At 72.4% G+C, this 15,339-nt stretch carries 3 protein-coding genes; all 3 read left to right on the plus strand.

Annotation, left to right across the window (positions count from 1 at the left end):
• Positions 1 to 292: 292 nt before the first annotated feature.
• From E0L36_RS17455 to E0L36_RS17465, 3 genes are read left to right on the plus strand one after another with little or no spacing between them, the layout of a single operon-like run.
• Positions 293 to 12,532: a type I polyketide synthase gene (locus E0L36_RS17455; RefSeq protein ID WP_180929900.1), complete on the plus strand. Its 12,240-nt coding sequence runs from the start codon at positions 293 to 295 to the stop codon at positions 12,530 to 12,532.
• Between the two features lie 34 nt (positions 12,533 to 12,566).
• A complete protein-coding gene (locus tag E0L36_RS17460; RefSeq protein WP_180929901.1) occupies positions 12,567 to 13,775 on the plus strand; it encodes a macrolide family glycosyltransferase in 1,209 nt (402 codons plus the stop codon).
• Positions 13,772 to 15,337, plus strand: coding sequence for an NAD(P)/FAD-dependent oxidoreductase (locus tag E0L36_RS17465; protein WP_180929902.1), 1,566 nt, complete (start codon positions 13,772 to 13,774; stop codon positions 15,335 to 15,337). Before E0L36_RS17460 ends, E0L36_RS17465 begins: the two co-directional genes overlap by 4 nt.
• Positions 15,338 to 15,339: the final 2 nt, after the last annotated feature.

The raw sequence follows: 15,339 nt of genomic DNA on the forward strand, positions 1-15,339 counted from the left end.
ACAGTCGCCCGCCGTGAACGGACAGCCGGAGGCGGTCCGCGCCGGGGTACGGCGGCCGCGGCGGTTCGCTTCGGTGGCGGTGCTCCGCTTGATCCATGGCTTCAACTCGCAGGTGAGAGTGGGGGCATGGGCCTGAAAGCGTCAAGAGGGTCACACGTGTTGCCCTGCGGTCGCGCGTCGCTTAGTCTCGCCCCCGGCGGCTGGCTGGATCTTCCGGTCCGCCGCCTGCCGGGGCTCAGAAGGTGCCTTTCCCGGTTTATGACTTTGACTGATCGAGTGGGGGGTCAATGCAGTGGCTGCTGCTCTGATCCGTCCCGTTTCGGACATTCTCAGGACGCATGCCGCGGAATGCGGCAACGCGGTTGCCTACTCCGACAGGGTGCGTCGGCTGACCTATGCCGAGCTGTCGGAGAACACCGGGCGCCTCGCCGGCCACTTCGCTTCGTTCGGAATCGGGTCGGGGGAGCGTGCACTCGTCTGCCTCGGCAACCGTACGGAAATGATCGAGGGCGCCTTTTCGCTGACCCGTGCCGAACTCGTCGGTATTCCGGTGAACCCGAATTCCGGGGACTCGGAGCTGGCGCACATCCTCTCCGACTCGGGGGCCGCTCTCGTCATCACCGACGAGGCGCGCTTCGCCCGGCTCCGGCGGCTCCCCGGGCTCCGCGACGATCTGCGGTTCGTCGTCGTCCCGGAAACGGGCCGTAATCTCACGGAGAGTGACCGTGCTGCCCGCCCCGGGCACGTCCACGACTACACGGAACTCCTCGCCACCGAGCCCGCCCTCCCCGCCCCGGACGGCCTCGGGCTCGACCAGGTGGCCTGGATGCTGTACACCTCCGGCACCACCGGGGCACCCAAGGGCGTGCTCTCCACCCAGTACGCCGCCCTGTGGTCCGCCGTGCACGGCTACGTGTCGGTGCTCGGGATCGGCCGCGGCGACCGCCTGCTGTGGCCGCTGCCACTGCACCACAGCTTCGCCTTCAACCTGGGTGTCCTCGGGGTCCTCGCCGCCGGCGCCACGGCCCGTGTCCTCGACGACTTCTCGCCCGCGGAGATCGTCGCCGAACTCCGCGAAGAGCCCTGCACGTTGATGGCCGCCGTCCCCACCATGTGCCACTACCTGGTGGACCGCGCCGAGAACGAGGGCCTTGAACTCGACGGCCTGCGCGCCTTCCTGGTGGCCGGTTCACTCACCAGCGCCGCCCTCGGGGAGCGGTTCCAGTCCGCCTTCGGTATCCCCCTGATCGACAGCTACGGCAGCACGGAGACCACCGGCGTCATCACCTGCAACCCCCCGGACGGCGACCGTGTCCACGGCTCCTGCGGCACCCCCGTCCCCGGCATCGACGTCCGAGTCACCGACCCGGAGACCGGCGCCGTGCTGCCCACCGGAGCCGAGGGCGAGATCCAGGTCAACAGCCCCAGCCTGATGCTCGGTTACCACAACGCCCCCGAGCAGACCAGGGCCGCCTTCGACGGCGTCTGGTACCGGACGGGGGACATGGGCCGCCTCGACGCGCGGGGGTACCTGCGCATCACCGGCCGTCTCCGGGAACTGATCATCCGCGGTGGGGAGAACATGCACCCCGCCGAGATCGAGGACGTCATCCGGGAGAGCGCCGAGGTCGCTGATGTGGCGGTGGTAGCCCGCCCGCACACCACCCTCGGTGAGGTCCCCACCGCCTATCTGGTGGCCCGCCCCGGGCAGGCGCTGCCGGTGGGGGCGATCACCGCGGCGCTGCGCGCGCGCCTGGCCTGGTTCAAGGTGCCCGTGCGGCTCCACCGCACCGACAGTGTTCCGCGCACCGCCTCCGGCAAGACGATCCGTCACCAGGTCGCCGAGCGGCCGTCCCGGTTGCTCGCCTGCACGGCCACTCACCACTCCCGGCTCCTCGACCCGGACGGTGCGCCGCTGCCCGCCTCGGTTCCGGACGACGACACCAGTCCGGTGCGGGGCGCCCGCGTGGAACTCGTCCATGACGAGGCGTCCGCCACCGGCGCTCGCGGACTCGCCGACCACCTGCGGGGGACGCACGGTGCCGAGGTCACGGTCGCCCCTCTGCCAGACGGCGCCCCCGATCCCACGCACCCCGAGGCGGTGCTGGTCCTGCTCTCGGCGGACGGCGCCCACGACGCGACGGTCAGCGGCCTCGCCGCCGCCGGGCGCTTCGCCGTCGCGCTCACCGCCGTACCGGAGGAGACCGGGCCGGACGCGCTCGCCGAGGCCCTGGACGCCGCGCTGCTGGAGCGTTCCGTGACGGTGCGCCTCGCCACCGCCGACGTGGCCGCCCCGGCGACCACGGGAGCCGGGCCCGACCCGGAGCGCGCACGTCAACTCGCCGCGGAGTACCGCGAGCTGAGGCCGGGGGACACGCGCCGCCATCTCCTGGAGACGGTCGTGGCGGAGATGGCGAAGCTGCTGGGACTCGCGGACTCCCGGACGGTGGATCCCCGGAAGGCGTTCCGTTCGCTGGGGTTCGACTCCCGTACCGCGGTGGAACTGCGCAACCGGCTGATCTCCGTGACGGGCCTCGTTCTCCCGGCCTCCCTGGCGTTCGACCACCCGACGCCGTGGGCGGTCGCCACCCACCTCGGACGCGAACTCCTCGGCGACGACGCGCCGGAGGAGGCCGAAGGGCCGGAGCACCCGGAGAACGCGTCCCCCGTGGGTTCGGGGGGTGTGGGGGATGATCCGGTGGTCATTGTGGGGATGGCGTGTCGTTATCCGGGTGGTGTGCGGTCGGCGGAGGATCTGTGGCGGTTGGTGGTGTCGGGTGGGGACGCGGTGGGTCCTTTTCCGGAGGATCGGGGGTGGGATCTGGATTCTTTGCTGGGTGGTGGTCCTGATGTCCGGGGGACGAGTTCTGCGAGGGGGGGTGGGTTTCTGGAGGGGGTGGGGGAGTTCGACGCGGAGTTCTTCGGTATTTCGCCGCGTGAGGCGTTGGCGATGGATCCGCAGCAGCGGTTGTTGCTGGAGACCTCCTGGGAACTCTTCGAACACGCCGGGATCGACCCCGAGTCCCTGCGCGGCAGCCGCACCGGTGTCTTCGCCGGGCAGATGTACCACGACTACGCGCTCCGCCTCGCCGAGGAGCCAGGCGTCGAGGGCTACCTCAGCACCGGCCTGGCCGGCAGCGTGTTGTCGGGTCGGTTGGCGTATTTCTATGGGTTTGAGGGTCCTGCGTTGACGGTGGATACGGCGTGTTCGTCGTCGTTGGTGGCGTTGCGGTTGGCTGTGGAGTCGTTGCGGCGGGGTGAGTGTGATGTGGCGGTGGCGGGTGGTGTGACGGTGATGTCGACGCCGGGTTCGTTTGTGGATTTCAGTCGGCAGGGTGGGTTGTCGGGTGATGGGCGGTGTCGGGCGTTTGGTGGGGGTGCGGATGGTACGGGGTGGGGTGAGGGTGTGGGGTTGGTGTTGGTGGAGCGGTTGTCGGTGGCGCGGCGGTTGGGTCATGAGGTGTGGGGTGTGGTGCGGGGGTGTGCGGTGAATCAGGATGGTGCGTCGAATGGTTTGTCGGCGCCGAATGGGGTGGCTCAGCGGCGGGTGATTCGTGGTGCGTTGGTGGATGGTGGGGTGGGTGTGGGTGGGGTGGATGTGGTGGAGGGGCATGGGACGGGGACGGTGTTGGGTGATCCGATTGAGGCGGAGGCGTTGTTGGGGGTGTATGGGCGGGGTCGGGAGGCTGGTCGGCCGTTGTGGTTGGGGTCGGTGAAGTCGAATCTTGGTCATACGCAGGCGGCTGCGGGTGTGGCGGGTGTGATCAAGATGGTGATGGCGATGCGGTGGGGGGTGTTGCCGCGGACGTTGTTCGTGGAGGAGCCGTCTTCGTTGGTGGATTGGTCTTCGGGTGGGGTGCGGTTGTTGGGGGAGGAGCGGGAGTGGCCGGTGGTGGAGGGGCGTCCGCGTCGGGCGGGGGTCTCCTCGTTCGGGATCAGCGGCACCAACGCCCACATCATCCTGGAGGAGCCGCCCACCCCGCCGCCCGCCGAACCGCGGACCGCCGCCAGCACACCCGACGGCGCCCCCCTCCCGATCCTCATCTCCGCGCGTGACGCGGACGGGCTGCGCGCGCAGGCGGCCTCGCTGCACGCGTTCCTGGCCGACCGGCCCGAACTCCCGTTGCCAGACGTGGCGTGGAGCCTCGCGCTCACCCGCTCCCCGCTGGAGCACCGTGCCGCGCTGACGGCCGCCCACCACGCCGAACTACTGCGCGGCCTCGCGGGACTGGCCGACGCCGGGACAGTGGCGGGCGACGTCCCCGGGAGCGAGGGCGGCCAGTTGGCCTTCCTGTTCTCGGGGCAGGGGTCGCAACGGTTGGGTATGGGGCGGGAGTTGTATGGGGCGTTTCCGGTGTTCGCGGCTGTGTTCGATGAGGTGTGTGGGGAGTTGGATGGTCATCTGGGTGGGTCGGTGCGGGGTGTGGTGTTTGGTGATGACGCTGTGTTGTTGGGGCGGACGGTGTGGGCGCAGGCGGGGTTGTTCGCGGTGGAGGTGGCGTTGTTCCGGTTGTTGGAGTCGTGGGGTGTGCGGCCGGACTACCTGCTGGGGCATTCCATAGGTGAGGTGGCGGCGGCTTGTGTGGCGGGGGTGTTCTCGTTGCCGGACGCGGCTCGACTCGTCGCCGCGCGGGGTCGGTTGATGGATGCGTTGCCTGGGGGTGGGGTGATGGTGGCGGTGGGGGCCTCGTGCGAGGTCGTCGTGGGCCTGTTGTCGGGGTATGAGGGTCGGGTTGGGGTGGCGGCGGTGAATGGTCCGGCGTCGGTGGTGGTGTCGGGTGAGGGGGAGGCGGTCGCGGAGGTTGTTGGGGAGGCTCGGGCGTTGGGGCACCGCGTGAAGCGGTTGGAGGTGAGTCACGCTTTCCACTCGCCGTTGATGGAGCCGATGCTCGACGAGTTCGCCGCGGCACTCCGCGAGGTGGAGTTGTCCGAGCCGCGGATCCCGGTGGTCTCCAACGTCACCGGTCGTGTGGCGGTGCCCGGTGAGCTGTCGGACGTGGGGTACTGGGTTCGGCAGGTGCGTGAGTCGGTGCTGTTCGCCGAGGGGGTTCGTACGCTCGCCGGGCAGGGTGTGGCTCGTTACCTCGAAGTGGGTCCCGACGCCGTACTGAGCCCGATGGCGCGGGAATGCCTGCCCGCGACGGGCAGAGAAGGGGCCCTCGCGCCCGGCGTCACCGCCCTGTGCCGCCGCGGCCGCTCCGAGTCCTCCACCGTGACCGCCGCGCTCGGCACACTGTTCACCTGGGGTGTCCCGGTGGACTGGGCCGCCTACTTCGCCGGTTCCGGGGCGCGCCGGACCGGACTGCCCACCTACCCCTTCGCGAGGCGGCGCTACTGGCCGGACACCCCGATGCGACGGGCGGCGGACGGTACGGACGACCCCGACGGACTGCTGTACCGGGCGACCTGGGAACAGGTGCCGCTGGCCGCGCCGTTGGCTTTTCCGGGCGCCACGTCAGCCGCACTCGGCGGTGATTGGGTGGTGGTCAGCGACGGCCGAGACGAAGCCGCGGACGGGCTCCCCGCGGAGGTGACCGCCGCCCTGGAACAGGCGGGAGCGCGGGTGCTCCGGCTGCCCCTGACCGAGGGCGACGACCGTCAGCGGCTGGCCCTCCGCCTCGCCGCCGTCCTCGATGACACCGATGCCCCGCCCGCCGGGATCCTCTCCCTGCCGCACGGTGAACTCGCCCCGTACCAGACGCTGTCACTGATCCAGGCACTCTCCGACACGCGGACTGACGCACCGCTCTGGCTCGGTACCCGGGCGGCGGTCACCGTACCGGCGGCCGACGGTCCCGGCGCCACGGTGAACCCCACCCAGGCCCAGCTCTGGGGCCTCGGTCGCGTCGCCGCGCTCGAACTGCCCGGCGGCTGGGGCGGCGTGGTGGACCTTCCCGGCCAACTGGACGCGGAGACGGGACGGCGGCTCGCCGTGCTGCTCTCCGGCGCCGTCGGAGAGGACGAGGTCGCCCTGCGTCCGGACGGCGCGGTCCACGCGCGCCGTCTGGAGCGGATGGAGCCGGTCCAGGCGCACGAGGAGTGGGCGCCGGCCGGAACCGTACTGATCACCGGCGGGACTGGGGCCCTCGGCGCCCACCTGGCCCGGCGCCTGGCGACGGCGGGCGCCGCCCACCTGCTGCTCACCAGCAGGCGGGGCGCCGAGGCGCCCGGGGCCGCCGAACTCGCCGCTGAACTCGAAGAGTTGGGAGCCCGGGTCACCCTCGCCACCTGCGACGTGGCGGACGAGCAGGCGCTCGCGGCGGTCCTCGACGGCATCCCCGCCGAACTCCCGCTGAAGGCGGTGGTGCACGCGGCCGGAGTGCTAGACGACGGCGTGATCACCTCGCTCACCGCCGAGCGCCTCGCCGGAGTGCTCGCCGCCAAGACGGACGGTGCTCTCCACCTCGACAGACTCACCCGCGGCCACGACCTGGACGCCTTCGTCCTGTTCTCCTCGCTCGCCGGGGTCGTCGGCGCCGCGGGCCAGGCCAACTACGCCATGGCCAACGCCGCTCTCGACGCCCTCGCCGAGCGCCGCCGCCTCCAGGGCCTGCCCGCCACCGCCGTGGCCTGGGGCGCCTGGCAGGGCGACGGCATGGCCGCCGCGGACGGCACGGTCCGTGACCGCGTGCGGCGCACCGGCTTCCGGCCGATGCGCCCCGCGACCGCCCTGCGGGCCCTGGAGGTGGCGCTGCGCCAGGAGCCCGCCGCTCTGCTCGTCGTCGACGTCGACTGGGACCGCTACGCCGAGGCGCACGGCCCCGCCGCGGAGCGGCCCCTGCTCCGCCGGGTCATCACCCCGTCCACCCCCGCGGGCGGCGCTCTGCTCGCCCGCCTCGACGGCCGTACCGCCGACGAGCGGCGCGCCGAACTCCTGGACGTCGTCCGCTCGCACGCCGCTGAACTGCTGATGCACCCCTCGGGGGACGCGATCGACCCGGACCGGTCCTTCCGCGCCCTCGGCTTCGACTCGCTCGCCGCCGTCGAACTCCGCAACCGGCTCGCCGCGCTCACCGCTCTCACGCTGCCCGCCTCGCTGGTCTTCGACCACCCCAGTCCGCGCGCGCTCGCCGATTTCCTGCACGACACGCTCTCCGGCGTCCCGGAGGAGAGCGCGTCGGTCGTGGAGCCGGTCGTGGGTTCGGGGGGTGTGGGGGATGATCCGGTGGTCATTGTGGGGATGGCGTGTCGTTATCCGGGTGGTGTGCGGTCGGCGGAGGATCTGTGGCGGTTGGTGGTGTCGGGTGGGGACGCGGTGGGTCCTTTTCCGGAGGATCGGGGGTGGGATCTGGATTCTTTGTTGGGTGGTGGTCCTGATGTCCGGGGGACGAGTTCTGCGAGGGGGGGTGGGTTTCTGGAGGGGGTGGGGGAGTTCGACGCGGAGTTCTTCGGTATTTCGCCGCGTGAGGCGTTGGCGATGGATCCGCAGCAGCGGTTGTTGCTGGAGACCTCCTGGGAACTCTTCGAACACGCCGGGATCGACCCCGAGTCCCTGCGCGGCAGCCGCACCGGTGTCTTCGCCGGGCAGATGTACCACGACTACGCGCTCCGCCTCGCCGAGGAGCCAGGCGTCGAGGGCTACCTCAGCACCGGCCTGGCCGGCAGCGTGTTGTCGGGTCGGTTGGCGTATTTCTATGGGTTTGAGGGTCCTGCGTTGACGGTGGATACGGCGTGTTCGTCGTCGTTGGTGGCGTTGCGGTTGGCTGTGGAGTCGTTGCGGCGGGGTGAGTGTGATGTGGCGGTGGCGGGTGGTGTGACGGTGATGTCGACGCCGGGTTCGTTTGTGGATTTCAGTCGGCAGGGTGGGTTGTCGGGTGATGGGCGGTGTCGGGCGTTTGGTGGGGGTGCGGATGGTACGGGGTGGGGTGAGGGTGTGGGGTTGGTGTTGGTGGAGCGGTTGTCGGTGGCGCGGCGGTTGGGTCATGAGGTGTGGGGTGTGGTGCGGGGGTGTGCGGTGAATCAGGATGGTGCGTCGAATGGTTTGTCGGCGCCGAATGGGGTGGCTCAGCGGCGGGTGATTCGTGGTGCGTTGGTGGATGGTGGGGTGGGTGTGGGTGGGGTGGATGTGGTGGAGGGGCATGGGACGGGGACGGTGTTGGGTGATCCGATTGAGGCGGAGGCGTTGTTGGGGGTGTATGGGCGGGGTCGGGAGGTTGGTCGGCCGTTGTGGTTGGGGTCGGTGAAGTCGAATCTTGGTCATACGCAGGCGGCTGCGGGTGTGGCGGGTGTGATCAAGATGGTGATGGCGATGCGGTGGGGGGTGTTGCCGCGGACGTTGTTTGTGGAGGAGCCGTCTTCGTTGGTGGATTGGTCTTCGGGTGGGGTGCGGTTGTTGGGGGAGGAGCGGGAGTGGCCGGTGGTGGAGGGGCGTCCGCGTCGGGCGGGGGTCTCCTCGTTCGGGATCAGCGGCACCAACGCCCACATCATCCTGGAGGAGGCCCCCGAACCCCCCGCCGTGGAGGGGCACTCGGAGCCGTCCGGCACGGTCCCCCTGCTGCTGTCGGCAGCCTCCCGGGACGGACTCATCGCCCACGCCGACGCGCTGCGGGAGCACCTGGCCGCGCATCCGGCCCCGGCCGCCGTCGTCGGCCGTTCACTCGCCGTGGGCCGCGCCGCCTTCGCGCACCGTGCCGTCGTGCTCGCCGACGACGAACGCCCCTTGCCCGGGGCCTTCGACGGACTGACGCGCTCGGCAGCGCCCCTCCCCGGTGGCCTGGCCTTCCTGTTCTCGGGTCAGGGGTCGCAACGGTTGGGTATGGGGCGGGAGTTGTATGGGGTGTTTCCGGTGTTCGCGGCTGTGTTCGATGAGGTGTGTGGGGAGTTGGATGGTCATCTGGGTGGGTCGGTGCGGGGTGTGGTGTTTGGTGATGACGCTGTGTTGTTGGGTCGGACGGTGTGGGCGCAGGCGGGGTTGTTCGCGGTGGAGGTGGCGTTGTTCCGGTTGTTGGAGTCGTGGGGTGTGCGGCCGGACTACCTGCTGGGGCATTCCATAGGTGAGGTGGCGGCGGCTTGTGTGGCGGGGGTGTTCTCGTTGCCGGACGCGGCTCGACTCGTCGCCGCGCGGGGACGGTTGATGGACGCGTTGCCGGGGGGTGGGGTGATGGTGGCGGTGGGGGTGTCGCCGTCGGTGGTGGGGGAGTTGGTGTCGGGGTATGAGGGTCGGGTTGGGGTGGCGGCGGTGAATGGTCCGGCGTCGGTGGTGGTGTCGGGCGACGCGGACGCGGTGGCGCGGATCGCTAACACGGCCCGTGAGGCCGGTCATCGGACCAAGCAGCTGGAGGTGAGTCACGCTTTCCACTCGCCGTTGATGGAGCCGATGCTCGACGAGTTCGCCGCGGCACTCCGCGAGGTGGAGTTGTCCGAGCCGCGGATCCCGGTGGTCTCCAACGTCACCGGTCGTGTGGCGGTGCCCGGTGAGCTGTCGGACGCGGGGTACTGGGTCCGGCACGTGCGGCAGTCCGTCCTGTTCCTCGACGGTGTTCGCACCCTCGCCGAGCGGGGCGTCACCCGTTACGTCGAGTTGGGCCCCGACGCCGTACTGACCGCCGCCGCCCGGGAGTGCCTGCCGGAGCCGGAACCGCAGTCGCGACCGGAGCCGGAGCCCGTGACGGGAACGTCCCGTCCGGCCCCGGGGAGGCCCCCCGCCCTCGCCCACGACCTCACCGCCCTCCTGCGGCACGGCCGCTCCGAGCGGGCCACAGTGGCCGCCGCCCTCGGCGCGCTGTTCACCTGGGACGTCCCGGTGGACTGGGCCGCCTACTTCGGTCCCGTGGCCGCGGGCACGGTCGAGCTGCCGAGGCGGCCGTTCCGGCGTGACCGGTACTGGCCAAGGCCGGGGACCGGCCGGGCGCCCGAGGAGGGGAACCACCCGTTGCTCGGGGCGCCGTTGCGGCCCCCGGGCTCGGACGAGGTGCTGTTCACCGGGCGGCTGTCGGCACGCACCCACCCGTGGATCGCTGACCACGTGGTGAACGGGACGGCGATCCTGCCGGGCACCGGCTTCGCCGAACTCGCCCTGGAGGCGGGCGGGGAGACCGGACACCCGGTACTCGCCGAACTGACCGTGCTGGCTCCGCTGGTGCTGCCGGGTGGCTCCGCCGTGGAACTCCACGTCGCGGTGGCCGCGGCCGAGGAGCCCGGTCGCCGTCCGGTCGCCGTGCACGCGCGGCCCGCCGGGGAGAGCGAGTGGACCCGGCACGCGGTGGGCGTGCTGGCCGAGGAGGCCGACGAGACGGACGAGACGACGGGGGCCCCGGAGACCGTGTGGCCGCCGGTGGGCGCCGAACCCGTGGACACCGACGACACCTACGCGCGCGCCGGGGACATGGGTTTCGGCTACGGCCCCGTGTTCCGTGGGCTGCGGCGTGCCTGGCGGCTCGGCGACCAGGTCTTCGGCGAGGTGCGGATCGAGGAGTCGGAGGCGGCGGACGCGGAACGCTTCATCCTGCACCCCGCGCTGCTCGACTCGGCGCTGCACACCGGTTTCGTGGCGTCGCCAGGTGCCTCGGACGAGGTGGGGCGACTGCCCTTCGTCTGGCAGGGGCTGACCGTGTACCGCCCGGGCCCGGCCGAGGCGCGGGTGCGACTCGACCGGCTGGGACCGGACGAACTCACCCTGTCCGTCACGGACATGACCGGTGAACCGGTGGCCGAACTGCGCTCGCTCACGCTGCGGCGGCCACCCGCCGCCGACCTGGCCCCCTCGGACGCCCAGCTGCTGGAGACGGTCTGGGAGCCCGCCGAGGAGCACGGGCCGGACGAGGACGAGCGGTTCCAGGGCGGAGTGGCCGTACTCGGAGCGGAGGCGGCGGCGGTCGCCGAGGCACTGGGCGCCAGCCACCACAAGGATCTGACGGCGCTCGCGGACTCCTCCGAGCTGCCCGACGTGGTGGTGCGGCGCCTCGAACTCGCCCAGGGCGCGGGGACGGTAGCCGAGGCCGAGGCCGCCGTGGGCGAGACGGTCGCGCTGCTGCGGGAGTGGTTCGACGGGCGCCCGCACGACAGCGCCCGGCTGCTGCTGACCGTGCCGGAGCCGGAGGCGGGGTCCACCACGCACGCCGCGGTACGGGCCCTGCTGCGCACCGCCCAGTCCGAACACCCGGGCGCGATCACGGTGGTGGAGTGCGAGGGCGCGCCGACCGCCGCGGCGCTGCGCTCGGACGCGCGCGAACTCGCCGTACGCGACGGGAAGGTGGTCACTCCACGGGAGGTCCCGGTGCGGGGGGAGGACGCCACGGAGGTGGCGCTGGGCGACGGGCCCGTGCTCATCACCGGTGGAACCGGCGGCCTCGGCGCCGTCCTCGCCCAGCACCTCGTGAAGCGGCACGGTGTGCGGACGCTGGTGCTGCTCAGCCGCACCGCCGGGAACGAGGAGCACGCCCGACTGGTCGCCGAACTCCGGGAGTTGGGCGCCGACGTCACCCTCGCGGCGTGTGACGTGACCGACCGGGAGGCCCTGGCACACGTGGTGGCGGGCCTGGACCGGCCGCTGTCCGCGGTGGTGCACGCGGCCGGGATCGTGGACGACGGACTCGTGACCGGGCTGACCGAGGAGCAGTTCGCCCGGGTGATGCGAGTGAAGGCCGAGGGGGCCCGGAACCTGCACGCGGTCACCGAGGGGCAGAACCTCGCCGCCTTCGTCCTCTTCTCCTCCGCCGCCGCTGTGCACGGCAGCCCCGGCCAGGCCAACTACGCCGCCGCCAACGGGTTCCTGGACGCCTTCGCGGCACACCGCAGGTCGCTCGGACTGCCCGCGCTCTCCCTGCGGTGGGGCCCCTGGGCGCAGGAGCGGGGCATGGCCGGACGGCTCGGACCGGAGGCCGTGGCACGGATGGCCCGGCACGGCACCGTCCCGCTCGGCACCGAGGCGGCGCTGGCGCTCCTCGACGCCGCCCTCACCCTGCGCGAGGGACCGGCGGCCCCGCTCGCCGTACGGCGGTCCGCCCCCCAACGCCGTGCGAGTACGGCCCCCCGCCGGGGCGGTCGCGGCGAACAGCGGCCGCTCACCGAGCGGTTGGCCGGTGTCGGCCCGGCCGCCCGCGAGCGACTGCTGGCCGACCTGGTCACCGGAGAGGTGGCGGCCGTACTCGGCCACCGGGGCGGCGACCGGGTCGACGGCGACCGGTCCTTCCGCGAGCTGGGCCTGGACTCGCTCGGCGCGATCGAGCTGCGCAACCGGCTCGGGGAGCGGACCGGACTGCGGCTGACGCCCACGCTGATCTTCGACTTCCCGACACCGGTACTGCTCGCCGGGCACCTGGACGAGGAGCTGGCCCCCGCGCCGGACGCTCCCGACCGGTCCGTGATCCGCGTCCTGGACCAGCTGGAAGCCCAGTTGCGCGACGCGGGCCCGGAGTCGGCGACCGGCGCGTACGCCGGTGAGCGACTGCGCGCGCTGGCCGCCCTGCTCGGTGGCGCGGCGGGCACCAAGGCGGGCACCGCGGGCAGCGGCGCCACGGACTACGCCTCCGCCATGGAGGACGCGTCCGACGAGGAACTGTTCGACATCCTGGACGGAGAGGTCGGGATCTGACCGGGCCCATCCGGCACGTCCCCCGGGGAAACTGATGGCACAGATCGCATTCTTCAGCGTGGCGGCGCACGGTCACGTCTCGCCCACCTTCGGCGTCGTCGAGGAGCTGGTCGCCCGTGGCCACCGGGTCACGTACTTCACCACCGGCGCCTTCGCGGAACGGCTCGCCGGGCTGGGCGCCTCGGTGTGCCGGTACGACATCGCCGCCCCGGCGAGCCAGTCGCGGCGCGCCTTCACCGACAACGACCCGGGCGCGCTGCCGCTGTTCTTCCTGCACGGCAGCGAGGAACGGATCGCCCTCGCCGAGCGGGAGTTCGCGGACGGCGCGCCCGACCTCGTCGTCTACGACAACACGGTGCCCTTCGCCGGGCGGGCGCTGGCGCGCCGCTGGGGCTGCCGGGCGGCGCAGTTCTTCCCCAGCCTCGCCTCCAGCCGGGGCTGGGCGCTGATGGACGAGATGGTGGCGCGCACCGGCCGTGCCCCCCACCACGAGGCCAACGGCGCCGAGTTCGACCGCAGGCTGGCCGGGTTCCTGGACGCGGCCGGACTCGGGGGCCTGTCAACGGAGGAGTTCATGGACTTCGAGGAGGAGCTGAACCTGGCCTTCCTCCCCCGGGAGTTCCAGCCGGAGCAGCGGACCTTCGGCGCGCACTACCACTTCGTCGGCCCGAGCCTCGGCGGACGCGCCGACGAGGGGGAGTGGCGGCGCCCCGAGGACGGGCGGCCGGTGGTCCTCGTCTCCCTCGGCACCGTCTTCAACCAGGCCACCGACTTCTACCGGGGCTGCCTGGAGGCCTTCGCGGGAAGCGAGTTCCACACGGTGATGTCCGTCGGCGCCGAGACCGACCCCGCGGTGCTCGGCAGCCCGCCGCACCACGTCGAAGTGCACACGCGTGTACCGCAGTTGTCGGTGCTGGAGCAGGCGGACGTGTTCGTCACCCACGGCGGAATGGGCTCCACCATGGAGGCGCTGGCCTTCGCCGCGCCGATGGTGACCGTCCCGCAGATGGTCGAGCAGGAGATCATCGCCGACCGGGTCGCCCAGCTCGGCCTCGGCCGCCGTCTCGCCCCCGCCGCCTCCGGCGCCGAACTCCTGGACGCCGTACGGGCGGTGCACGCCGCCCCGGAGACCGCGGCCCGCGCCACAGCGATGCGCGAGCGGGTGCGGGAGGCCGGAGGCGCCCGTGCCGCCGCCGACGCCCTCGAAGCACATCTGGGTGGCGGAGAGGCGGCCACGATATGACCGCCCCCGAGGTGCTGATCGTCGGCGGCGGCGCCGTCGGCTCCCTGCTCGCCTGCGACCTGCTCGACCAGGGCGTGCCGGTGCGGCTCGTCGACTCCAAACCCTCGCTCGCGGACAGCGACCCGCACTCGCGGGCCGTGATGATCTGGCCGCGTGTCCTCGAACTCCTGGAGGGGACGGGCGTCGCCGAACGGCTGGTCGCGCGCGGCCGCCCCGCCCACGACGTCAGCTTCTTCGCCAAGGGCCGCCGTCTGGCCACCGTCCCGCTCCAGGAGCTGGACTCGCCGTACCCCTTCGGGCTCGGCGTCGTCCAGCGCGAACTGGAGGACCTGCTCTGGGCACGGCTCACCGAACTCGGCGGCACCGTCGAGTGCGGCACCGAACTGACCGGGCTGGACACCTCCGGCGAACTGCCCCGGGCGATCCTCGCCCACCGCGATGGGCGCACCGAGGAGACCGAGGTGCCGTGGCTGGTCGGCGCCGACGGGGCGGGCAGCCTGGTACGCCGACTGCTCGGCATCCCCTACCCGGGACTGCCCTTCCCGCTGGGCATCGCGCTCGGCGACTTCCCCATCGAGGGGCCGGCCGTCTCCGGGGTCGAGTACCACTACGGGCCCACCGGAATGCTCCCGCTGGTGCACCTGCCGGACGGGCTCTGCCGCCTCGCGACGGTGCTGCTGCCCGGTGAGGAGGACTGGTCCGAGCGGCCCCTCGCGGACTGGCAGGAGATGACCGACCAGCGCACCAGCCTCCCGTACACCCTCGGTGAGCCGCTGTGGAAGCGCACCTACTTCCCCCGGCCCGGGGTCGCCGAACGCTTCCGCGAGGGGCGCGTGCTGCTCGCCGGGGACGCCGCGCACTCGGTGGTGCCGCTCGGCGGACAGGGCCTCAACATCGGCCTCCAGGACGCCTGCAACCTCGGCTGGCGACTGGCCGGGGTGATCGGCGGCGCGTACGGCCAGAGCCTGCTGGACGACTACGACCGGGAACGGCGGACCGCGGTGGAGCAGGTGCGCACCGTGATCCGCACCGAGATGGAGCTCTCCGCCCCCCAGACCCCCGAGGACGCCGAACGCCGCGACGAGGCCCTGACCGCCGCCGAGAACTCCGGCTTCCTGCGCCGGGTCGGCGCCCCGCTGATGAGCCAGATCGGGCTCAGCTACGCCGAGCGGGACGAACCGCTGTGGCGCACCCCGTTGCACCGGCGCCTGGCCCCCGGCGACCGGGTCCCCTTCTTCCACACCACCCGCCGCGACCCCGGCGCCCCGCGACTACCGCGAAGCGGCCACCTCGCGCTGCTGTGGCCCGGAGCCACGGCCGGTGACGACTGGCCCACGCGCGCCGCCCGGGCGGCGCGCACCCTGACCCCCCGCGTCGCCGTGCACGACCTGGCCGAACTCGGCGCGGAGCACCGCCGTACCCTCCTCCCGGGGTTCGGGCCGGAACCGGTGATCGCTCTGGTACGGCCGGACGGCCACCTCGACACCCTGGCGCCGGTCCACCGTCCCCAGGAGTGCCTCGACCGACTGGACCGGCTCACGCCGTCCCGCAGCGGGAAGTGAGT

Source organism: Streptomyces sp. AJS327, from assembly GCF_013450295.1.
In the GTDB taxonomy this organism is placed as follows: Bacteria; Actinomycetota; Actinomycetes; order Streptomycetales; family Streptomycetaceae; genus Streptomyces.

Excerpts from the sequence above, each read along its gene's own strand:
- E0L36_RS17465 (WP_180929902.1), top strand. The coding sequence starts at position 13,772 with ATGACCGCCCCCGAGGTGCTGATCGTCGGCGGCGGCGCCGTCGGCTCC.
- E0L36_RS17460 (WP_180929901.1), top strand. The coding sequence starts at position 12,567 with ATGGCACAGATCGCATTCTTCAGCGTGGCGGCGCACGGTCACGTCTCG.